Genomic DNA, 22717 nt, shown 5'->3' with positions numbered 1-22717 from the left:
GCCGCCTCAAGCCGGCGGCCAGGTCCAAGCCGAAGCCTATCAAAGAACGGCGTCGTTCAGGCGTTCGCGTCAGTTTCGGCCGTATGGCCCAGCAGGCGGCTGATGGCCTGGGCTTCGCGGCGCACCGCCTGCGCGATCGGGCCGTCCACCGAGGCATCGAAGCCGCCCGTGGCGCCCAGCGCGGTCAGCACGGCCCGCGGCCGGCCGGTGTAGTCGTACAGCGGCGCCGCCACGGCGCTGATGCCGGGCAGGTTGGTGTCGCGCACGCAGGCGCAGCCCGCCGCCAGCACGGACCGTTGCAGGCAGCCGATGGGGTCGTCGGCGTCCAGCAGCGCGCGGCGCTCCGGCGGCGCGCCGTCCAGTTCGGCCAGCGCCAGCTTGCGCACCGCGCTTTCGTCCAGCGTGGCCAGCAGCGCCCGGCCGGTGGCCGACCACAGCAGCGGCATCACCGACCCCACGCGCACGTTCACCGTCACGGGCAGGCCTGGTTCCTCGAAACGCACGATGGTGGGGCCCTTGTTGCCCATGACCGCCACGAAGCAGGTCACTTCAAGCTCCTCGCGCAGCCGCACCAGCGAGGCCTCTGCCATGCGGATGGGATCGGCCTGGCGCATGGCGGCCAGGCCCAGCAGCAGGCTTTCCAGGCCCAGGTAGTACTGCTGGGTGGCCGTGTCCTGGTTGATCAGGCCGGCCTCCATCAGGCTGACCAGGTAGCGGTGCACCTTGGCCGGGCTTTCCTCGACCGCGCCGGCCAGCAGCGTCAGCGTGGCGCGCCCGCCCAGCTCGGCCAGCGCCTTCAGCACGGCCATGCCCGTCTCGGCGGCCTGCACGCGCTGGCGGCGTTCGCGAGGTCGGGCAACGGAGGAGGCAGTCGTCATGGATCAGCGGTCGACAAGGAAAGCCGCAGGTTAAACCCGGATTGACGAATTACGCAATGCGTATATGATTTACGCAAAATACGCTGCAGTCCACATCGAACAGCCATAACACCCACGGAGACAATCCATGCGCCTGGTCCGCATCTCTCATCTCATTGCCGCTTGTCTGCTGGCGGTCGCCCCCGCCGCCCATTCCGCCGACGCCTATCCGTCCAAGCCCGTGCGCTGGGTCGTGCCCTACGCGGCTGGCGGCGGCTCCGACTTCCTGGCCCGCACCGTCGGCCAGGGCCTGACGACCCGCCTGGGCCAGACGGTCATCATCGACAACAAGCCGGGCGGCAACACCGCCATCGGCGCCGCCGAGACGGCCCGTTCCGCGCCGGACGGCTACACCATGCTGTCGGCCGACAACGGCACCCTGGTCTTCAACCCGGTGCTGTACCAGAAGCTGTCGTACGACCCGGTCAAGGACCTGGCACCCGTCACGCTGATGGGCCGCTTCCCCATGATCCTGGTCGCCGGCCCCGCGCTGAAGGCCAACGACGTGAAGGGCTTCCTGGACGCCGCCAAGTCCAGCGGCAAGGGCCTGGACTACGCCTCGGCCGGCGCCGGCAGCCCGCACCACCTGGCCATGGAATTGCTCAAGGTCAACACGGGCGTGAACCTGGTGCACGTGCCGTACCGCGGCGCCGCCCCGGCCCTGGCCGACGTGGCCGGGGGGCAGGTGCCCGCCATGATGGTCGACCTGGCCGCGGGCGCGGGCTTCATCCAGGGCGGCAAGGTGCGCGCGCTGGCGGTGGCCAACCCCACGCGCCTGCCGCAACTGCCCGACGTGCCCACGTTCGCCGAGCTGGGCTACAAGGGCGTCGAGGCCGCCGCGCTGGTCGGTATCGTGGTGCCGGCCGCCACGCCGCAGCCCGTCATCGACACGCTGAACCGCCAGCTGGTGGCCACCATCAAGGACCCCGCCATCCGCCAGAAGCTGGTCGACTTCGGCATCGAACCCGTGGGCAATACCCCGGCCGAGTACCGCGACCTGCTGCAGGCCGAACGCACCCGCTGGCACAAGCTGATCACCGACCTGAACATCAAGCTCGACTGAGCGTTTCGCCATCCGGCGCGGGCGGCGTTTCGGCGCCGGCCCGCGCCCCGTTTTCGATTCACCCCGGAGGACGCCATGTCTGATACCGCTACTTCCGCCCCGCGTTGCCCCATCCACCACGCCGCCGCGCCCGCCGCCCCCTCGGGCGGCTGTCCGGTGCACGTCAGCGCGCGCGCGGCCGAATTCGATCCCTTCGGCGACGGCTATCAGCAGGATCCTCCAGAATACGTGCGCTGGGCGCGCGAGCAGGAACCCGTGTTCTACAGCCCCAAGCTGGGCTATTGGGTGGTGACGCGCTACGACGACATCAAGGCGATCTTCCGCGACAACATCACCTTCAGCCCGTCCATCGCGCTGGAGAAGATCACCCCCACGGGCCCCGAGGCCAACGCGGTGCTGGCCGAATATGGCTATGCGATGAACCGCACGCTGGTCAATGAAGACGAGCCGGCGCACATGCCGCGCCGCCGCGTGCTGATGGAGCCCTTCACGCCCGAGGCGCTGAAGCACCACGAGCCCATGGTGCGCAGGCTGACGCGCCAGTACGTCGACAAGTTCGTCGATGACGGCCGCGCCGACCTGGTCGACCAGATGCTGTGGGAAGTGCCCCTGACGGTGGCACTGCATTTCCTGGGCGTGCCCGAAGAGGACATGGACCTGCTGCGCCAGTATTCCATCGCGCACACGGTCAATACATGGGGACGTCCCAAGCCCGAAGAGCAGGTGGCCGTGGCGCATGCCGTGGGCAACTTCTGGCTGCTGGCCGGCAAGATCCTGGACAAGATGCGGCAGGATCCGGACCAGCCGGGCTGGATGCAATACGGCATCCGCAAGCAGCGCGAACATCCCGAGGTGGTCACGGATTCGTACCTGCATTCGATGATGATGGCCGGCATCGTGGCGGCGCACGAGACCACCGCCAACGCCTCGGCCAATGCGATCAAGCTGCTGCTGCAGCATCCCGACGCGTGGCGCGACATCTGCGAGGATCCCTCGCTGATCCCCAACGCGGTGGAGGAATGCCTGCGCCACAACGGCTCGGTGGCGGCCTGGCGGCGCCTGGCCACGCGCGATACCGAGATCGCCGGAATATCGATCCCGGCGGGGTCGAAGCTGCTGATCGTCAGTTCCTCGGCCAACCACGACGAACGGCATTTCGCGGACGCGGACCTGTTCGACATCCGCCGCGAGAACTCCAGCGACCAGCTGACCTTCGGCTACGGCTCGCACCAGTGCATGGGCAAGAACCTGGCCCGCATGGAGATGCAGATCTTCCTGGAAGAGCTGACGCGCCGCCTGCCGCACATGAAGCTGGCCGAGCAGTCATTCACGTATGTGCCGAATACTTCATTCCGCGGCCCCGAACACCTGTGGGTGGAATGGGACCCCAGCCTGAACCCGGAGCGCCGGCGGCCCGAGCTGCTGGCCCTGCGCCAGCCGGTGCGCATCGGCGAGCCCACGGCCGGCGCCATCACGCGCACGCTGGTGGTCGAGCGCGTGGATGACGCCGCGCGCGACGTGGTGCTGCTGACGCTGGCGTCGCCGGACGGCAAGGCCCTGCCGCGCTGGGCCCCGGGCGCGCACATCGACGTGGAATGCGGCGACACCGGCCTGTCGCGGCAGTATTCGCTGTGCGGCGATCCCGCCGATGCGGGCCGCCTGCAGATCGCGGTGCTGCGCGAGGCGGAAGGCCGCGGCGGCTCGGCGTGGATGCATGCGAACGCACGCGTGGGCACGCGGCTGCGCGTGCGCGGCCCGCGCACGCACTTCCGGCTGGACGAGGACGCCCGCCGCGCGATCTTCATCGCCGGCGGCATCGGCATCACGCCCATCAGCGCCATGGCGCGGCGCGCGCGCGAACTGGGCATCGACTACGAGCTGCACTACAGCGGCCGCTCGCGCGCCTGCATGGCCTTGCTGCCCGAACTGGCGGCGCTGCACGGCGACAGGCTGCGCCTGCACGTGGGCGACGAAGGGCAGCGCAACGACTTCGCCGCCTTGCTGGCCGAGCCGCGCGCGGGCACGCAGGTCTATGCCTGCGGACCGGAACGCATGCTGGACGGCCTGGCGCGGGCCTGTGCGCACTGGCCCGAAGACACGCTGCGCGTGGAGCACTTCCATTCCACGCTGGGCAAGCTGGATCCGTCCAAGGAGCACGGCTTCGAGGTCGAGCTGAAGGACTCGGGCCTGACGGTGCACGTGCCCGCCGACCAGACCCTGCTGCACGCGCTGCGCGCCGCCAACATCGACGTGCAGAGCGACTGTGAAGAGGGCCTGTGCGGCTCGTGCGAGGTGCGCGTGCTGGCGGGCGACATCGACCATCGCGACGTGGTGCTGACGCGCGCCGAGCGCGAGGCCAACGGCAAGATGATGAGCTGCTGCTCGCGGGCCAGGGGCGGGAAGATCGTGCTGGAGCTGTAGGGCCGGGGCCGGCCCGTGGCCCTGGTGGCTCGGGCCTTTGACGCCGGTGGTGCGCCGCTGCGCGAGCGAGCCTCGGCGGCCTTGCTCGGTCGGATGGAGGCGCCGCGCGTGGCGCCTCGTCCTCAGCCGTCCGTCGACACCGTGACGCTTTCCCAGGCCTCGATCTCCTTCGCGAGATCCGACAGCTTGCCGCGCACCAGTCCCAGCGCATCGCTGCCCAGCAGCAGGTGCGCGGGCGGCTGGTCCGAATCGATGGCCGCCAGCATGGCGCGCGCCGCCTTCGCGGGATCGCCCAGCTGCTTGCCGTTTTTTTCCTCGCGCGCCTGGCGGATGGGGTCGAAGACCGCGTCGTAGTCCGGGATGGAGCGCGGCGCGCGGGCCATCGAACGGCCTGCCCAGTCGGTGCGGAACGAGCCGGGCGCCACGGCGGTGACCGCGATGCCGAACGAGGCGACTTCCTTGCCCAGCGCCTCGGAAATGCCTTCCAGGGCGAACTTGCTGCCGCAGTAGTACGTGATGCCGGGCATGGTGATGTGGCCGCCCATGGACGTGATGTTCAGGATGTGGCCGCGGCGGCGCTGGCGCATGAACGGCAGCACCGCCTTCATCATGGCGACCGCGCCGAACACGTTCACGTCGAACTGCCGGCGCATGTCCGCCAGCGGCGACTCTTCCATGACCCCTTCGTGGCCATAGCCGGCGTTGTTGACCAGCACGTCGATGGGGCCCACGCTGGCCTCGATCTCGCGCACGACGCCGTCGATGGCGTCGAAGTCGGTCACGTCGAGCACGCGGCCGATGGCGGCCTCGGCCGACAGGGCTTCGAAATCCTGCCTGGCTTGCGCGCTGCGCACGGTGCCCACCACCGTGTGGCCCGCGGCCAGGGCTTCCCGTGCCAGGGCGCGGCCGAAGCCGCTGCTGACGCCGGTGATGAGCAGGGTTTTGCGGGATGCCATCTGGATACCTCCGTGATGTTGATCAGAGGATTCATAATAGTTATGCTTGATCCGCTGTTTAACCCGGAATTCCCTGTTTTTCTTGCATAAAACTATGAAAACCAAAGCCGTGGCCAAGCAGTCGACGGGAGCGTCGTCCGATGACCGGAAGCGCATGGTGGCGCTGCTGCACGCCCTCGCCCCCGACGAGGGCTACAACCTGACGGCGTTGCCCAGCGTGCGCATCCTGCGGTCCGACCGCGCGCTGTCGCGCACGCCGGTCCTGTACGACCCCGGCATCGTGATCGTGTGCCAGGGCCGCAAGCGCGGCTACTTCGGCGAACAGCTCTATCTGTACGACGAGAACCACTACCTGGCCGTGTCGGTGCCCGTGCCGTTCGACATGGAAACCGAGGCCACGGCGGACCATCCCTTGCTGGCGCTGTACCTGCACCTGGATTTCACGATGGCGGCCGAGCTGGCCGAGCAGATCGACCGGCAGGGCGCAGCGGACCCCAGGCAGGCGCCGCGAAGCATGATGTCCACGCCGATGGACCCGGCGATGCAGGGATCGGTGCTGCGCTTTCTTGACGCCTTGAACGATCCACTGGAGGCCGACGTGCTGGGCCCGGGCCTGCTGCGCGAGCTGTACTTCCGCGTGCTGACGGGCGAGCAGGGCGGCGCGATGCGGCAGGCGCTGGCCATGCGCGGGCACTTCGGCAGGATAGGCAAGGCATTGCGGCGCATCCACGCCGACTATGCCAAGCCGCTGGACGTGGCGTTGCTGGCGGAAGAGGCCGGCATGAGCGAGCCCAGCTTCTACAGCCACTTCAAGTCGATCACGCAGGTCTCGCCCATGCAGTACGTGAAGTCGACGCGGCTGCACCAGGGACGCCTGCTGATGGTGCGCCGGGACCTGACGGCCGAGGCCGCGGGCTACGCGGTGGGCTATACCAGCCCGTCGCAGTTCAGCCGGGAATTCAAGCGCCTGTTCGGCGCCACGCCGGCGGCCGAAGCCAGGCGGATGCGCGAGAGCTTCGCGATTCCGCAGGCGTTCGAGGACGCGGTGTACGTGTCCTCGCACTGAAACGGCCGGTCCCGCGCGCGGTGATATCGTTCCAGGAGGGCACCCATAGCGAAGCGCGTCGACATGCAGAAAGACATACTCCGGGATTCGTTCGCGGGCCTGACGGCCTTCATCGCCGTGGCGCGCGAGCGCAGCTTCACGCGCGCGGGCGCGCGGCTGGGCCTGTCGCAGACCGCGGTCAGCCATGCCGTGCGCGGCCTGGAGCAAGGCCTGGGCGTGCAGCTGCTGGTACGCAACTCCCGCGCGGTGTCGCCCACCGAGGCCGGCGAGCGCCTGCTGCGGACCGTCGCGCCGCGGATCGAGGCCATCGACGCCGAGCTGCTGGCCCTGTCCGAACTGCGCGACAGCCCGACGGGCACCATCCGCATCACGGCGTCGGACCATGCGATCCGCCAGGTGCTCAAGCCCAAGCTCAAGACTTTCCTGCCGAAGTATCCGGGGATCAAGGTCGAACTGTCCGCGGACAACGGGCTGACCGACATCGCGGCGAATCATTTCGATGCCGGCGTGCGGCTGGGCGAGTCGGTGGCGCAGGACATGATCGCCGTGCGCATCAGCCCCGACGTGCGCTTCGCCGTCGTCGCCACCAAGCGCTACTTCGCCGCGCACCCGGTGCCGCAGGTCCCTGCGGACCTGATGCACCACAACTGCATCAACCTGCGCCTGCCCACCTACGGCGGGCTGTGGGCCTGGGAGTTCGAGAAAGACGGGCGCCAGGTCAATGTCCGGGTGGACGGCCAGTTGACTTTCAACACCATCTACGACTGCCTGGATGCCGCGGTCGAGGGGCTGGGCGTGGCCTACGTGCCGCAGGGAATGGCGCAGCCCTACGTGAAGGCGGGCCACTTGGCCAGCGTGCTGCAGGACTGGTGTCCGCTGTGGTCGGGCTTTCATCTGTACTATCCCAGCCGCCGGCAGCCGTCCGGCGCGATGGCGCTGTTGGTCGCGGCGCTGCGGCACGAGGGCTAGCGATGTGGTCGACGCTGGCGTATTCCCCTTTCCTGATGGCGGCGCTCCATGTCCCGGAAACCCTATAGCGAACTGCTCGCGCTGATCGCGGTCGCCGAGGAGCGCAGCTTCACGCGGGCGGCCGCCCGGCTGGGCATGTCGCAGTCCATGCTCAGCCACACCATCCGCGAGATGGAGACGCGCCTGGGCGTGCGGCTGCTGACGCGCACCACGCGCAGCGTGTCGGTGACCGAGGCCGGGCAGCGGCTGCTGGCGGCCGTATCGCCCCAGCTGCGGGACATCGAGGCGGAACTGCGATCCATCGTCGACCTGGGCGGCACGCCGGCCGGCACGTTGCGGTTCACCGCCACCGACCATGCGATCGACACGGTGCTGTGGCCGAAGCTGTCGCGGGTGCTGGCGGACTATCCCCGGATCAAGGTCGAGCTGCACGTCGACTACGCCTTCAGCGACATCGTCCAGGGACGCTACGACTTCGGCGTGCGCCTGGGCGACGGCCTCGGCAGCGATATTTCCGCCGTGCGCATCGGCCCCGACCTGCGCCTGGCCATCGTGGGCGCGCCTGCGTACTTCGCGCAGCGGCCGATGCCGGCCAGGCCGCAGGACCTGACGGCGCACGACTGCATCAACCTGCGGCTGCCCACCCGGGGAAACCTGTACGCCTGGGAATTGAAGAAGGGCGGACGCGCCATGAACGTGCAAGTGGAAGGGCGCGCGACGTTCAACGGCGTCTACCAGATCGTCAACGCCGCGCTCTCGGGCCACGGGCTGGCGTACGTGCCGGAAGACCTGGTCCGGCCGCATATCGATGCGGGCACGCTGGTGCCCGTCCTGGAGGCCTGGTGGCGCAGGTTTCCCGGCTATCACCTGTTCCACGCCAGCCGCCGCGAAACCCCGCGCGCCATGCAGGTCGTGATCGACGCGCTGCGCCATCCGGAATAGCGCCGCCGCTTCGATTCATCAATCTAGTGCATGGGAGCATGCAATCGGCGGCACCCTCGCACGCCGGCGATTGGCGATAAGCTCCGAGTCAGTCCAGGCGCGCGGCGCCGCCTGGCGGGCCACCGTGCGCCGGATGCCGGATAGAGGATCGAAGAATATGGAACTGAACATCAACGGCAAGACCTGTACGGTCGACGCGGAACCCGATACCCCCTTGTTGTGGGTGATCCGCGACGATCTCGGCATGACGGGCACGAAATACGGCTGCGGCCTGGCGCAGTGCGGCGCCTGTTCGGTGCTGATGGATGGGGCGGTGGTGCGTTCGTGCGTCATGCCGGTCGGCGGCATGGCCGGCCGCGCCATCACCACGATCGAGGGCGTCGAGCAGGACGAGGTCGGCAAGCGCGTGGTGGCCGCCTGGGTGAAGCACCAGGTGCCGCAGTGCGGCTACTGCCAGTCGGGCCAAGTGATGGCGGCCACCGCGCTGCTCAAGCACATTCCCCATCCGTCCGACGACGAGATCGCGGCCGCCATGATCAATCTTTGCCGCTGCGGCACCTACAACGCCATCAAGGCGGCGCTGCACGACCTGGCCGGCGGCAAGCCGGGCGATGCGTCCGGCGCGCGCCGTGCGGCGGCGGGGGCGGGCGTCATCGCGATCCACACCGCGGACCATGCCGGCTGCTGCGGCAGCGCGCGCACCGGGGAGGCCGCGTGATGAAAGACGCCATTTTCGTACCCGCCGCCGGTCCCGACTATCCCACCGGCGAACCTGTCAATGTGTCCCGCCGCCATCTGCTGCTGGGGGCCGCGGCAGGCGCCCTGGTGCTGGGCTTCGGCCTGCCCATGGGCCGCGCACGCGCGCAGGGCGTCACCACCTCGGAGCCCGCCACCCGCGTGCCCGCGTTCCTCGAGATCCGGCCGGACGGCCGGGTGCGCCTGTTGAGCCCCTTCATCGAGGGCGGGCAGGGCACCTTCACCGCGATGGCGCAGATCGTCGGCGAAGAGCTCGACGCCGATCCCTCCACCTTCATCGTGGAGAACGCGCCGCCGGGCCAGGAGTTCGTCGTGCTGGCCAACGGCCGGCGCATCACCGGGGGCAGCATGTCCGTGCGCATGGGCTACGCGGCCATGCGGCGCCTGGGCGCGATGGCGCGCCTGATGCTGCTGCAGGCCGCGTCCACGCAACTGGGCGTGCCGGTGGGCGAACTGTCCACCGAGCCCGGTAAGGTGGTCCATGCCGCGTCGGGCCGTACGCTGGCGTACGGCGAGCTGGCGCCGCGCGCGCTCGACCTGCCGGTGCCCGACCCCGCCGGCGTGACGCTGCGTGACCCCGGTCAGTTCCGCTGGATCGGCAAGCCCGTTCCCCGCCTGGACGCGCACGACAAGTCCACGGGCAAGACGCTCTACACCATCGACATGCAGGTTGACGGCATGCTGCACGCGGCCGTGCAGCACGCGCCGCGGCTGGGCATGACCGTGGCCGGCGTGCGCAACGAGGCGCAGGTGCGCGCCATGAAAGGGGTGCATTCCGTGCATCGCCTGCCCGGCGCCATGGCGGTGGTGGCCGAGCGCTGGTGGCATGCCAAGCGCGCCGCCGAGGCCCTGCAGGTCGACTGGCAGGAAGGCGGGCCGGATGCCGCCGCGCGCAGGATGCCCGCCGACTTCTCGACCGAGGCCTACCGCGAGCGCCTGGCGCAAGCGCCCGGCGCGGGCGAGGCGGCCGAGACCGAGGGCAATCTGGACCAGGCCCTGCAAGGCGCCAAGACCACGGTCAGCGCCACCTACCACAGCCCGTACCTGAACCACGCGCAGCTGGAGCCCTCGTCCACGCTGGCGCGCTTCAACAGCGACGGCACGCTGGAGGTCTGGGCGCCCAATCAGGCGCCCGACATGTTCCGCGCCGACATCGCCAAGCGCGCCGGCCTGGCGCCGGACAAGGTCATCGTCCATTCGCCGCTGCTGGGCGGTTTCTTCGGACGCCACTTCCTGTACGACACCGCCAATCCCTACCCGCAGGCGATCGCGCTGGCCAAGGCGGTGGGCCGGCCCATCAAGCTGATCTGGAGCCGCGAAGAGGAGTTCCTGCGCGACACGCTGCGTCCCACGGCCGCGGTGCGCTTTCGCGCCGGCCTCGACGCCGACGGCATGCCGGTGGCGCTGGAGGCCGTGACGGTGACCGAAGGGCCCACGGAAGGCATCAGCAACCGGCGCGGCGAGACGGTGGACCCGACCGCGGTCGAGGGCCTGGCGAAGAAGGCCTACGCGATCCCGAACCGCCGGATCGCGCAGATCTACGTGAAGCAGCCCGCGATGCTGGGCTACTGGCGTTCGGTCGGCAACTCGCTCAACGACTTCATGTACGAGGCGTTCCTCGACGAGTTGGCCGACAAGGGCGGCAAGGATCCCTATGAACTGCGGCTGCGGCTGCTGCAGGGCAACGCGCGGCTGACCACGCTGCTGAAAGCGGTGGGCGAGCTGTCGGGAGGATGGCGGCGCGGTCCCTACACCGCCGAGGACGGCACGCGCCGCGCGCGCGGCGTGGCGATGGCGTCGCCGTTCGGCACCGAGGCGGCTGTGATCGCCGAGGTGTCCCTGGAGCAGGGCCAGGTCAGGGTGCACGACATCTGGGAGGCCATCGACCCGGGCAACATCGTCAACCCCGCCATCGTCGAGGCCCAGGTCAATGGGGCCGTCGCGCTGGGGCTGTCGCAGGCGCTGGTGGAAGAGGCCGTCTACAAGGACGGCATGCCCGCCGCGCGCAACTACGACCTGTACCCCATCCTGCCGGCGGCGCGCATGGCGCGGGTGCACGTGCGCGTGGTCGAGAGCGGCGCCAAGATGGGCGGCATCGGCGAGCCGCCGCTGCCGGCCGTGGCCCCGGCGGTGGTCAATGCGGTGGCGGCGCTGACGGGCGAGCGCGTGCGCAGCTTGCCGCTGTCTCGCCATACCTTCAAAGTCTGAGGCGGGCGTATCCGTGAACAGTAGCGACAAGAACATGAAGAAGCGCGGATTTCCCCGGAAACGGCACGTGGTGCTGCTGGCCGCCCTGGCTGCGGCGGCCGGCGTGGCGTGGTTCGTGACGAGGACGCCCGCCTCGGCTTTCGATGGCGACGCCGCGGCGCAGACGCCTTCGGACGCCATGGTCCGGCAGGGCGAGTACGTGGCGCGGCTGAGCGACTGCGTGGCCTGTCACAGCGTGCCCGGCGGCGCGCCCTTTGCTGGCGGGCTGGAGATGGCCACGCCGCTGGGGTCGATCTACGCGACCAACATCACGCCGGACAAGGACACGGGCATCGGCAGCTACAGCCTGGCGGACTTCGACCGGGCCGTCAGGCACGGCGTGGCGCGCGACGGGCACAGGCTGTATCCCGCGATGCCGTATCCGTCGTACGTCAAGCTGAGCGATGACGACGTGCGCGCGCTGTACGCTTACTTCATGCACGACGTGCGGCCCGCGCGCCAGCAGAACAAGCCCAGCGAGATCGAATGGCCGCTGAACCAGCGCTGGCCGCTGGCGCTGTGGAACGCCGTGTTCACCGGGTCGGGCAGCTATGCGCCCGTGGCCGCGGAAAGCGGCGACCCGCTCTGGCTGCGCGGCGCCTACCTCGTGCAGGGCGCGGGCCATTGCGGCAGCTGCCACACGCCGCGCGGCGCGGCCTTCGACGAGAAGGCCTACGACGAACGCGATCCGCGGTACCTGTCCGGCGCGCTGCTCGATGGCTGGTATGCGCCCAGCCTGCGCAACGACCACAACACCGGCCTGGGCCGCTGGAGCGAGGCGGAGGTCTACCAGTTCCTGAAGACGGGCCGCAACGCGCACGCCGTCGTCTTCGGATCGATGACGGACGCCTTCAACAACTCGACCCAGTTCATGAAGGACGAGGACCTGAAGGCGGTGGCGCGCTACCTGAAGTCCCTGCCTGGCGATCCGGCGCGCGACGGCAAGCCCTGGCAGTACGTGGCGGCGACGCAGGCCGCGCCGGGCTCGGCCGAGTTCCTGAAGATCCCCGGCGCGCAGACCTACATGGCCCGATGCAGCGCCTGCCACGGCGTGGACGGGCGCGGGCAGGGACAGTGGATTCCGCCGCTGGCGGGATCGGCGTCTTCGCTGGTCAAGGAGTCGGCCTCGCACATCAACGTCACGTTGAACGGCTCGGGCCGCATCGTGGCCGACGGCGTGCCCGACGCCTACCGGATGCCGCCCTTCCGCAACCAGCTGTCCGACAAGGAGATCGCGGACGTGCTGAGCTTCGTGCGCACGTCCTGGGGCAACACGGGCGGCGCGGTGTCGCAGGCCGACGTGAAGGCGCTGCGGGACCGCACCGATCCCGCCAGCAGCGAGGTCATCGTGCTGCAGATGCGCTGACGGGCGAGGGCGTGCGGGCGTCAGTCCGCCTTCACGCCCTCGACCTGGATCTGCAGGCGCGTGTACATCTGGAAGCCGAAGTCCTTGCCGAAGTCCACGCCGTAGTCGTCGCGGCTGAATTCGCCCTTGGCGTCGGCGCCGCACACTTCGCGCTTGAGCATGGGGTTGTCGTAGCACTTGAACGAATCCACCGTCAGCGTGAGCGGCCGGGTGACGCCATGCAGGGTCAGTTCGCCCTCGATCTTCGCCGGACGGTCGCCCTCGAACACGAATTTCGTGCTCTTGTAGACCGCCTTGGGGAACTTCGCGGCGTCGAGCATCTTGGCGCTGACGATCTCCTTGTCCAGGTCGGCGTTGCCGCTACTGACGCTGGCCGCGTCGATCTCGACTTCCAGGCTGCCGGTCTTGGCGGCGCGGTCGATCACCACCTTGCCCGAGCTCTTTTCGAACTTGCCGCGCCATACCGACGCGCCGTTGAAGTGGTCGACCTCGAAGCTGGGATAAGTGTGCGTGGGATCGAGCTCGTAGGTGACGGGCGCCGCGATGACGGGCGTAGCGGCTAGCAGGAGGCAGGTGGCGAGCAGTTTTTTCATGGCGGAATCTTCATCAGGCAAGAGGGGAAAACGATCCTAGCATGGCGAAATCCGCGGCTTCGCGACGTTCGCGAGATGCACTGTTCCATCAGCCGGCCATCGCTTCCGGCCGCCATTCCAGGTCGTCCAGCCGGGTGGCCGGCGACAGCGCGAAAGTCTCCCGCTTGTCCCGCACCTCGTCCGACGGCGTGCGGCCGAAGAAGCGCTTGAATTCGCGGCTGAACTGCGACGGGCTTTCGTAGCCCACCTTCGCCGCGGCGCCCGCCGCCGTCAGCCCGTCGCGGATCATCAGCAGGCGGGCCTGGTGCAGCCGGGTCGACTTGATGTACTGGATCGGCGAGGTCTGCGTGACCGTGCGGAAGTTCGCATGGAAGGCCGGCACGCTCATGCCGGCCTCGCTGGCCAGCTGCGCCACCGTCAGCGGCTGCGCGTAATCCGCGTGGATGCAGTTCAGCGCCTTCGCCACGCGGCCGAAGCGCCCGTTGTGCGCCAGCGCCGCGCGCATGGCCGCGCCCTGCGCGCCGGTCAGCACGCGATAGCAGATCTCGTGGACGATGGCGGGCCCCAGGACCCTGGCATCCAGCGGCGACGACAGCGCGCGCAGCAAGCGCAGCGTCGCATCGGCCAGGTCGTCGTCCAGCGGCGTGGACACGATGCCCAGGGGCGCGCCCCGGCCGGGGCCGGCGGCATCGTCCAGCTCGGTGATCAGCGCGCTCAGTTCCAGCAGGTCCAGCCGGATGGCCACGCCCAGCATGGGCTCGTCCTCGCTGGCGAGGGTCTCGGTGGAAAAGGGCAGCGGCACCGACAGCACCAGGTATTGCTGCGGGTCGTACACGTACATCTCGTCGCCCAGGAATCCCAGCTTGCGGCCCTGGCAGACGATGACGATGCTTGGCTCGTACAGCACCGGCGTGCGCGCCAGCGGGCGGTTCGAACGCATCAGGCGCACGCTGTCCAGGGCGGATTGGGTATAGCCCTCGTTGGGCGCCAGGCGCATCAGGATGTCGGTCATCTTCAGCGATGCCGGGGTGGTGCTTCTCACGATGGGTCTCCGTGTCGGCCGCGTGGTTCCATTGTAGGCGGCCCGCGGCGCAGGGGTCGAGACGATCGATAGGAATGGGCAAGCATCGAATCGTCATGGGTATTCAAGCCGCGGGCCCGCGCTTCTACCATTTCTACACAGGCTCTTGATATGCAAGGCCGAACAACCGCCCAGGCCGGCACGGCCCTGAAAATCGCGTGCCCACCGCCGGCCATGGCCCATCGATAGGAGTGTGCAAATGGAAAACCAATCCCGACAGTCCAAGGTCATCCTCGTCACCGGCGCCAGCAGCGGCATCGGCGAGGGCGCGGTGCGCCTGCTGGCCGCGCAGGGGCACCGCCTGGTGATCGGCGCGCGCCGCACCGACCGCCTGGCCGCGCTGGTCGATTCGCTGGGCGAGGCCGGCGAATCGGTGCGTTACCGCGCGCTGGACGTGACCTCGGCCGAGGACACCGCCGCCTTCGCGCAATACGCGATGGACACGTTCGGCCGCATCGACGTCATCGTCAACAACGCGGGCGTGATGCCGCTGTCGCCGCTGAACGCGCTGAAGCTGGACGAGTGGAACCGCATGATCGACGTCAACATCCGCGGCGTGCTGCACGGCATCGCCGCGGTGCTGCCCATCATGGAGCGGCAGGGCGAAGGCCAGGTCATCAACATCTCGTCCATCGGCGGCCTGGCGGTGTGGCCGCAATGCGCGGTGTACAGCGCCACCAAGTTCGCGGTGCGCGCCATCTCCGACGGCCTGCGCCAGGAGACCGACAGGCTGCGCGTGACGGTGATCTGTCCCGGCGTGGTCGAGTCCGAGCTGGCCGACACGATCACGGACGCCAGCGCGCAGGCGGCCATGCGCCAGTTCCGCAGCGTGGCGATGACCCCGGACGCGATCGCCCGCGCCATCGCCTATGCGATAGACCAGCCGGCCGGCGTGGACGTGAACGAGATCGTGGTGCGTCCGACGGCCAGCCCGTATTGAGCGTCTCCGGGCGCGGTCGCCGCTGGCTGCCGGCGCCCGGCAGGCCACGCGGGCATCCCTCATCCCTCATCCAAGGAGCATCCATGAACGAACAACCGAAGGCCTGGTTCATCACCGGAGCCTCCAAGGGCATCGGCCGCCGGCTGGTGTCGCACGCCCTGGCGCGCGGCGACCGCGTGGCTGCCACCTCGCGCTCGCTGGCGCAACTGGCCGAGGCCCATCCGGATGCGCCCGCCGGGCGCTTCCTGGCGCTGCAGGCCGACCTGGCCGACGAGCAGAGCATCGCCGCCGCCATCCGGCGGACCATCGACGCGTTCCGCCACATCGACGTCGTGGTCAACAACGCGGGCTACGCCCAGCAGGGCGCCATCGAGGCCCTGTCCGACGCCGAACTGCGCCGCAACTTCGAGGTCAACGTCTTCGCGCCCGCCACGGTGCTGCGCCATGCCTTGCCGCACCTGCGTGCGCGGCGCGCCGGGCACGTCATCAATATTTCGTCCATCGTGGGCTACCAGGGCGGCTACGCGGGCTGGGGCAGCTACGCGGCCAGCAAGTTCGCGATCGCGGGCCTGACGGAATCGCTGGCGGCCGAGGTGGCGGAACTGGGCATCAAGGCCACCGTGGTCTATCCCGGCCCGGTGCGCACGGATTTCCTGGCCAGCGACGCGCTGGCCGTGTCCGAGCGCCAGATCGACGACTACGCAGAGGCCCGTGCCTCGCTGGACCTGCACCTGGACACGCTGCACGGCAACCAGCCCGGCGATCCGGACCGGCTGGCGCTGCTGATCATGCAGGCGGCCGACGTGGCCGAGCCGCCGCTGCACCTGTTCGCGGGCAGGATCTCCAACGAACTGGCCGAACAGAAGATGCAGTCGGTGCGCCGGGATATCGAGGCGTGGCGGGGCTCGGCGCTGGCCACGGACTACGCCGGCTGACCCCGCGGGGTATTCCGGTCCCGCATGGGTCCGATCGAAACCGGCATGTCCCGTAATGGCCATTTCTCCCTACCATGTGGCGGGAGGCCGCCACGCGGCGGCCGTCAGGCCAGGGAGGCAGGATGACCGAGACGGTGCAGATCGAGGTACGGCAAGGTGCGCTGCGCGGCGCGCGGCAGGGCGAGGTGTGCAGTTTCCGCGCCATCCCCTATGCGACGCCGCCCGTTGGGCCCCTGCGCTTCGCGCCGCCGCGGTCCGCCGCCGCCTGGCAGGGCGTGCGCGATGCGACGCGTTCGGGCCCGATTCCTCCGCAACTGCCCTCGCGACTGCGCGAGGCCATGGGGGATTTCGAGGCGGAACAGTCGGAAGACTGCCTGCACCTGACGGTGTGGACGCCCGGCATCGAGCCGGCCGCGCGGCCCGTCGTGGTCTGGCTGCATGGCGGCGCCTGGCAGAGCGGCGCGGGGGACCTGCCCTGGTACGACGGCGCGCGGCTGGCCGCGCAGGGCGACGTGGTCGTGGTGGCAGTGAACTATCGGCTGGCCGCGCTGGGCTGGCTGTACGTGCCCGGCGAAACGGCCAACGTGGCGCTGCTGGACATGGAGGCGGCGGTCGACTGGGTGATGGACAACATCGCCGCGTTCGGCGGCGACGCCTCGCGCGTGACGCTGATGGGCCAGTCCGCCGGCGCCTCGTCGATCTGCGCGATGCTGGCCCGCCAGCCGCGCTTTTCACGCGCCATCCTGCAGAGCGCGTCGCTGGGGCGCGGCTACCGTAGCGCGCGGCAGGCCCAGGCGCTGGGCGACCTGGTGCTGCGGGCGGCGGGCGCCCGGACGCTGGCGCAGGCGCGCGAGCTGCCTTTCCAGAATTTCCTGCAGGCGCAGCGCGATCCGCAGGTCGTGGCCGCGCTGCAGGCCGAAGGCTCGGGCCGCTCGCTGTTCGGGCCGGTCCGCGACGGGGACGTCCTGCCCGACGACGTCGAGCCGGCCCTGCGGCGCGCGGCCGGCCGCGCGGACGTGCTGGTGGCCTATACCCGCGACGAGATGGCCGCCTTTCCCGGCGCCGATTGGGACACCGTGCCCGCTCACAGCGAGCAGGTCTTCGGGGCGCCCGGCCGGCAGTGGGCCGAGTGGGCGCGGCAGCAGGGCCGGCAGGCCTGGCTGGCGCGCTTCGACGTGGCGCCCACGCCGCGCTTCGGCGCCTGCCACTGCATCGAGCTGCCCTTCGTGTTCGGCACGCTGGAGGCCTTCGCCGACGCGCCCATGCTGCAAGGCCTGGACGGGCAGGCGGCGCGCGGGCTGGCGCAGGCCACGCAGCAGGCCTGGCTGGCTTTCATCCGCGGGCAGGAGCCGGGCGGTGCGGCCGCATCGTGGCCGGCCGCACCGCACGTGCAGGCGCTGGACGCCGGCTGAGGTCCGCGCGGCACACCAATACACATATCACAAGGGGGTAGTTCATGTTCCAGCGTCTCAGGCGAGCCGCGATGGCAGTCTTCACCGTGGCCGCCGCACTGGCCGCCGCACTGGCCGCCGCATCGACCGCGCAGGCCGCGTTTCCGGACCGTCCCGTCCGCATCATCGTGTCCAATCCGCCCGGCGGGCCGGTGGACGTGATGCTGCGCGTGCTGGCCGCCAGGCTGGGCGAGGCCTGGGGCCAGCCCGTCGTGGTGGAGAACCGTCCCGGGGCGTCCGGCATCATCAGCACCAGCGCCTTGCTGAAGTCGCCACCTGACGGCTATACGCTGGGCATGGTGGTGGCCTCGACCGTCACCATCGTGCCGTTCGCCGTCGACCAGTTGCCGTTCGACACCGAGAAAGACCTGCAGCCCATCGCGCTGGTGGCGCGCACGCCGTTCCTGTTCATCGTGGCGGCCGACAGCCCGCTGCGCACCTGGGACGACTTCGTGCAGGCCAGCCGGCAGCGCAGCCTGAGCGTGGGCTCGTTCTCCGTCGGCACGGCCTTTCACCTGGTGTGGGAGCAGACCGCGCGTCGCGCCGGCATCAAGGCGCTGTACGTGCCCTCGTCGTCGTCCAGCAAGACCCAGAGCGACCTGATCGGCGGCCAGCTGGACGTGGCGCTGGATGCGCCGTCCAGTTCCAAGGGCCTGATCGACAGCGGCCGGCTGCGGGCGCTGGCCATCACCAGCCCGCAGCGTTTCGGCGGCCTGCCCGACACGCCCACGCTGGACGAGTCGGGCCTGACGGGCTATGCGCCTCAGCCGTGGATTGGCCTGATGGCCCCGGCCGGCGTGCCGCGCGAGCGCGCCGAACAGATTCAGCAGGCCGTGGCGCGCATCTTGAGCGAGCCCGCGATGAAGGCGCAGATGCAGACCCTGGGCATGATCCCCATTGGCGGCACCGCCGACGAGCTGGCCCGCACCATCGCGGCCGACCGGGCCGAGATGGCGCCGCTCATCAAGGAGCTGGGCATACGGCTGCAATAGGCCGCGGCGCCATTTTGCAAGGGTTTGTGCGGCGTTGCGCCAGGCGGGGCAGGGGAGAATAATCGTCCGAACTGCCGTGGCCGCTTCACATGACGCCGTTCAAGGGAAAACTCCGCATCCGCCACCTGGAAATCGTGCTGATGGTCGCCGACCTGGGCAACCTGTCCAAGGCGGCGGCCCAGTTGCACAGCACGCAGTCCGGCCTGTCGCGCGCCATCGCGGAAATCGAGGAGCTGGTCGGGGCGCGCCTGTTCGAGCGCACGGCCAAGGGCACCACCTGCACGCCGCTGGGGCAGGCCATGTGCCGCCATGCGCGACAACTGCTCAGCGATTACCGCAAGGCCGAGGTCGACCTGGCCGCCATGTCGCGCGGCGACGAGGGCAGCCTGACCGTCGGCGTGTTCTCGCTGTTCTCGGGCTGGCCCGTCGGGCAGGCCGCGGTGGCGTTCCAGCAGGCGTATCCGCGCGTGACGCTGTCCGTCCAGGTCGGCACGCACGAACAGCTGATCGAAGACCTGGATTCCGGCGCCATCGACATGTTGATCAGCCGCTTCCCGGCCACGGCGAATCCGCACAGCTACCGGTCGGTGACCCTGCTGAACGATCCCGTGGTGCTGGCCTGCGCGCCCGGACATCCCCTGGCCGCGCGCCCGCGGGCCAGCCTGGCGGACTACCTGCGCTATCCGTGGATCACGGCATTGCCCGGCAGCCGCATCCGCGGCGAACTGGAGGCCGTCCTGAACCAGGCCGGCCTGCCCGTTCCCGCCATGGTGGGCGCGCTGTCGCTGGAACTCAGCCGCGAGATGCTGCGCACCGGCGACTACGTGTGGATGCTGCCCGGCTCGGTGGCCGAGGTATGGCAGGCGCGCGGCGAGCTGCGCGTGCTGCCGGCCCGGCCCGCGCTCAGCCGTTCGCCGCTGGCCGCCATATGGCGCCGCGACCGCTCCAGCAGCCGCCACATGCGGGCCTTCGCGATGATCCTGGCGCAGGGCATCGCCGAGGACGGCCTCGCGCAGCAGGGCGGACAGGCGCAGCGCAGCCCTGCCGACGCCGCGCACGTGCCCGCATAGCGCGCCTGGCCACCGGCCAGTCCCTACACTTGCTTTCACATGTGTCCTCAATACGCTTAGCAACTTTGATAGGGTTGGGTGTTACAGAAGCAGGGTGATCCGCGGCCGGTCCGTGTGGCCGCGGACGTCAAGAACAAGGATTCACGCATGTCGACCAAGAAGACACTGTCCCAGACAGTCTCCCCCCTCACATTCTTCGGCTCGGCCATCATCGCGCTCGCATTGATCGCCTATGCCAGCCTGCGGCCCGAATCAGCCAACGCATTCTTCGAACACGCCAATGCCTGGGTCATCGCCGAAGCCGGCTGGTTCTACCTGCTGGCCGTGGGCTTCTTCGTGGTGTTCCTGATCGGGCTGGCGATCAGCCCGTACGGCCGCATCAAGCTCGGCCCCGACGACTCCTCGCCGGACTACAGCTACGGCACGTGGGTGGCCATGCTGTTCTCGGCCGGCATGGGCATCGGCATCGTGTTCTACGGCGTGGCCGAACCCATCACGCACTTCTCGCAGCCGCCCGACGCCGAGCCGCGCTCGGTGCAGGCGATACGCGATGCGATGGAGATCACGTATTTCCACTGGGGCGTGCACGCGTGGGCCGTGTACGCATTGCTGGGCATGTGCCTGGCGTACTTCGGGTATCGCAAGAACCAGCCGCTGTCGCTGCGCTCGGCGCTCTATCCGCTGATCGGCGAACGCGTCAACGGTCCCATCGGGGCGGTGGTGGACATCTTCGCCGTGGTGGGCACGCTGGCCGGCCTGGCGACCTCGCTGGGCCTGGGCGTGTCGCAGCTCAACGCCAGCCTGAACTACCTGTTCGGCCTGACGCAGTCGCTGGACATGCAGCTGTGGCTGATCCTGATCGTCACCATCCTGGCCACGATCACAGTGGCGACGGGCCTGGACTACGGCGTGCGCCGCCTGAGCGAATTCATCATCATCCTGTCCTTCGTGCTGATGTTCCTGCTGCTGTGCCTGGGACCCTCCGCCTTCCTGATGCAGGCATTCGTCGAGAACCTGGGCCTGTACCTCAGCGGCTTCGTGGCCCGGACATTCCACGTGTACGCCTACGATCCGACGCCATGGGTGGGCAAGTGGACGCTGTTCTACTGGGGCTGGTGGATTTCGTGGGCGCCCTTCGTGGGCCTGTTCATCGCGCGCATCTCGCGCGGCCGCACCATCCGCCAGTTCCTGCTGGGCGTGCTGTTCGCGCCGGCCGGCTTCAGCTTCATCTGGTTCACCATCTTCGGCGACCTCGCCATCTGGCTGGACATCAACCGCGCCGGCGGGGACATCTCGGCCACGGTGGCCAAGGACATGTCGATCGCGCTGTTCACCGTGTTCGAATACCTGCCCTGGTCGCAGGTGCTGGCCTGGATGACGGGCATCCTGGTGGCGGTGTACTTCATCACGGCTTCCGACGCGGGGGCGCTGGTCATCGCCATGATCACCGCGCGTTCCAATGACGACGAAGAGCCGGCGTTGTGGCTGCGCGTGTTCTGGGCACTGACCTGCGGCGCCGTGGCCGCGTGCCTGCTGCTGGCGGGCGGGCTGGACGCGGTGCAGACCGCCGCGCTGATCGCGGGCCTGCCCCTGGCGGTGGTGCTGCTGTTCACGTGCTGGGGCATCTGGAAGGCGCTGTCCGACGAGGCCTCCATGCTGGCCACGCAGTCGCTGCAGGCCGCGCCGCTGTTGCCGTCGGACGGCCAGGTGCCGTGGCGCCGCCGCCTCAGCGCCATCGTCAGCCATCCCACGCGCGACCAGGTCAACCGCTTCATCGACGGCACGGTCAAGCCCGCGCTGACCTCGGTGCAGGAAGAGCTGGCGCGCCGCGAGCTGCAGGCCGAGATCGAGACGCTGGAAGACGGCGTGCAGCTGAAGGTGCTGCATGGCGACGGCACCCCGGAGTTCCTGTATGCGGTGCGCCGCCAGAGCCATCCGATTCCCGCCTTCGCCCTGTCGGACCAGCGAGGCAGCAAGGACGAGCGCCGCCGCTATTCGCGCGCAGAGGTCTACCTCAGCAACGGCGGGCGCGGCTACGACATCTATGGCTACAGCGCCGACCACGTGATTTCCGACGTGATTACGCATTACGATAGATTCCGGCATTATCTGCATACCAAGTAGCCTTACCCCGCGACAAGGACGACGTCATGGATCTGCAGTTGAGTGGCAAGCGCGTGCTGATAACCGGCGCGTCCAAGGGCATCGGACTGGCGTGCGCCGTGTCGTTCGCCCGCGAAGGCGCCCGGCCGGTGCTGGTGGCGCGCGATGCGCAGGTCCTGGCCGAGGCCGCAGGCCAGGTGGCCAAGCAGGCGGGCGTACAGGTCGACATCATCGCGTGCGACCTTGCCGAGCCTTACGCGGCGGCGCGCCTGGCCGACAAGGTCGGCGGGCTGGACATCCTGGTGAACAACGCCGGCGCCATCCCGGCGGGGTCGCTGGACCAGGTGGACGACGCCCGGCTGCGCGCCGGCTGGGAGCTGAAGGTGCACGCCTACATCGCGCTGTGCCGCGAGTACTACCCGCAGATGCGCGAGGCGAAGTCGGGCGTCATCGCCAACATCATCGGCATGGGCGGCGCCAACCCGCGCGCCGACTACATCGCCGGCGCCGCCGGCAACGCCGCGCTGATCGGCTTCACGCGCGCCCTGGGCGGCGAGGCGCCGGACCACGGCGTGCGCGTGTTCGGCGTGAATCCCTCGCGCACGCGCACCGACCGCGTCATGACCATGGCGCGCCAGCGCGCCGAGGCCCGCTGGAACGACGCGGAGCGCTGGCAGGAAACCCTGACGGGCCTGCCCTTCGGCCGCCTGATGGAGCCGGCCGAAGTGGCGGACATGGTGGTGTTCGGCTGCTCGCCGCGTGCCGGTTACCTCAGCGGCACGGTCATCGACCTGGACGGCGGCGAGCAGTACGCGAGGCGTTGACGGGAAGGGGGCGCCGCTCGCGCGC

Annotated in this window: 19 protein-coding genes; 15 read left to right on the top strand and 4 right to left on the bottom strand. The window is 69.5% G+C overall.

What is annotated here, in order from left to right; translation table 11 throughout:
• Positions 1-56: 56 nt before the first annotated feature.
• Positions 57-878 carry an IclR family transcriptional regulator gene (locus FS845_RS23540; RefSeq protein WP_260986422.1) on the bottom strand — a complete coding sequence of 274 codons (822 nt, stop codon included), beginning with the start codon at positions 876-878 and terminating at the stop codon, positions 57-59.
• A gap of 127 nt (positions 879-1005) precedes the next feature.
• Here FS845_RS23540 and FS845_RS23535 point away from each other — a divergent pair, with 127 nt between their 5' ends.
• The gene (locus tag FS845_RS23535) at positions 1006-1980 is read left to right on the top strand and encodes a Bug family tripartite tricarboxylate transporter substrate binding protein (protein WP_144640013.1); all 975 of its coding nucleotides are present in this window, start codon (positions 1006-1008) and stop codon (positions 1978-1980) included.
• 75 nt (positions 1981-2055) lie between these two features.
• Positions 2056-4401, top strand: coding sequence for a cytochrome P450/oxidoreductase (locus FS845_RS23530; RefSeq protein WP_144640011.1), 2346 nt, complete (start codon positions 2056-2058; stop codon positions 4399-4401).
• 122 nt (positions 4402-4523) lie between these two features.
• On the opposite strand, the gene FS845_RS23525 is transcribed toward FS845_RS23530, so the two are convergent.
• Positions 4524-5357: an oxidoreductase gene (locus FS845_RS23525; RefSeq protein WP_144640008.1), complete on the bottom strand. Its 834-nt coding sequence runs from the start codon at positions 5355-5357 to the stop codon at positions 4524-4526.
• 94 nt (positions 5358-5451) lie between these two features.
• On the opposite strand from FS845_RS23525, the gene FS845_RS23520 reads away from it, so the two are divergent.
• The 6 genes from FS845_RS23520 (at position 5452) to FS845_RS23495 (ending at position 12703) form a co-directional block, all read left to right on the top strand.
• Positions 5452-6423 (top strand): AraC family transcriptional regulator, encoded by a 972-nt coding sequence (locus FS845_RS23520; protein WP_144640005.1) that lies wholly within the window; start codon positions 5452-5454, stop codon positions 6421-6423.
• Between the two features lie 63 nt (positions 6424-6486).
• Positions 6487-7392 (top strand): LysR family transcriptional regulator, encoded by a 906-nt coding sequence (locus tag FS845_RS23515; protein WP_144640002.1) that lies wholly within the window; start codon positions 6487-6489, stop codon positions 7390-7392.
• Positions 7393-7440: 48 nt separating this feature from the next.
• The gene (locus tag FS845_RS23510; protein WP_144639999.1) at positions 7441-8334 is read left to right on the top strand and encodes a LysR family transcriptional regulator; all 894 of its coding nucleotides are present in this window, start codon (positions 7441-7443) and stop codon (positions 8332-8334) included.
• Positions 8335-8491: 157 nt separating this feature from the next.
• Positions 8492-9052, top strand: a complete 561-nt coding sequence (locus tag FS845_RS23505; protein WP_144639996.1) for a (2Fe-2S)-binding protein — start codon at positions 8492-8494, stop codon at positions 9050-9052.
• Positions 9052-11298 carry a xanthine dehydrogenase family protein molybdopterin-binding subunit gene (locus tag FS845_RS23500; RefSeq protein ID WP_144639993.1) on the top strand — a complete coding sequence of 749 codons (2247 nt, stop codon included), beginning with the start codon at positions 9052-9054 and terminating at the stop codon, positions 11296-11298. The genes FS845_RS23505 and FS845_RS23500 overlap by 1 nt, the downstream gene beginning before the upstream one ends.
• A gap of 34 nt (positions 11299-11332) precedes the next feature.
• Positions 11333-12703, top strand: coding sequence for a cytochrome c (locus tag FS845_RS23495; protein WP_144640254.1), 1371 nt, complete (start codon positions 11333-11335; stop codon positions 12701-12703).
• 20 nt (positions 12704-12723) lie between these two features.
• Here FS845_RS23495 and FS845_RS23490 read toward each other — a convergent pair whose 3' ends face one another.
• Positions 12724-13296 carry a YceI family protein gene (locus FS845_RS23490; RefSeq protein ID WP_144639990.1) on the bottom strand — a complete coding sequence of 191 codons (573 nt, stop codon included), beginning with the start codon at positions 13294-13296 and terminating at the stop codon, positions 12724-12726.
• Between the two features lie 88 nt (positions 13297-13384).
• On the bottom strand, positions 13385-14308 hold the full coding sequence (locus FS845_RS23485) for an AraC family transcriptional regulator (RefSeq protein WP_144640252.1): 924 nt from the start codon (positions 14306-14308) through the stop codon (positions 13385-13387).
• Positions 14309-14576: 268 nt separating this feature from the next.
• On the opposite strand from FS845_RS23485, the gene FS845_RS23480 reads away from it, so the two are divergent.
• The 7 genes from FS845_RS23480 (at position 14577) to FS845_RS23450 (ending at position 22692) form a co-directional block, all read left to right on the top strand.
• Positions 14577-15317 (top strand): SDR family oxidoreductase, encoded by a 741-nt coding sequence (locus FS845_RS23480; protein WP_144639987.1) that lies wholly within the window; start codon positions 14577-14579, stop codon positions 15315-15317.
• Between the two features lie 83 nt (positions 15318-15400).
• Entirely contained in the window at positions 15401-16252 is an 852-nt protein-coding gene (locus FS845_RS23475; RefSeq protein ID WP_144639984.1) for an SDR family NAD(P)-dependent oxidoreductase, read from the top strand.
• 122 nt (positions 16253-16374) lie between these two features.
• Positions 16375-17664 (top strand): carboxylesterase/lipase family protein, encoded by a 1290-nt coding sequence (locus FS845_RS23470; protein ID WP_144639981.1) that lies wholly within the window; start codon positions 16375-16377, stop codon positions 17662-17664.
• A 71-nt stretch (positions 17665-17735) separates the two neighbouring features.
• Positions 17736-18695, top strand: coding sequence for a Bug family tripartite tricarboxylate transporter substrate binding protein (locus tag FS845_RS23465; RefSeq protein WP_144639978.1), 960 nt, complete (start codon positions 17736-17738; stop codon positions 18693-18695).
• 89 nt (positions 18696-18784) lie between these two features.
• Complete coding sequence (locus FS845_RS23460; RefSeq protein WP_144639975.1) at positions 18785-19765, top strand: LysR family transcriptional regulator; 981 nt, start codon at positions 18785-18787, stop codon at positions 19763-19765.
• Positions 19766-19912: 147 nt separating this feature from the next.
• Positions 19913-21889, top strand: coding sequence for a BCCT family transporter (locus FS845_RS23455; protein ID WP_144639972.1), 1977 nt, complete (start codon positions 19913-19915; stop codon positions 21887-21889).
• Positions 21890-21915: 26 nt separating this feature from the next.
• Positions 21916-22692 carry an SDR family oxidoreductase gene (locus tag FS845_RS23450; RefSeq protein WP_144639969.1) on the top strand — a complete coding sequence of 259 codons (777 nt, stop codon included), beginning with the start codon at positions 21916-21918 and terminating at the stop codon, positions 22690-22692.
• Positions 22693-22717: the final 25 nt, after the last annotated feature.

The sequence above is a fragment of the Bordetella genomosp. 13 genome, from assembly GCF_007679965.1.
In the GTDB taxonomy this organism is placed as follows: Bacteria; Pseudomonadota; Gammaproteobacteria; order Burkholderiales; family Burkholderiaceae_B; genus Bordetella.
Note: the sequence above shows the minus strand (reverse complement) of the source record. Positions and strands in the feature narration are given on the sequence as shown.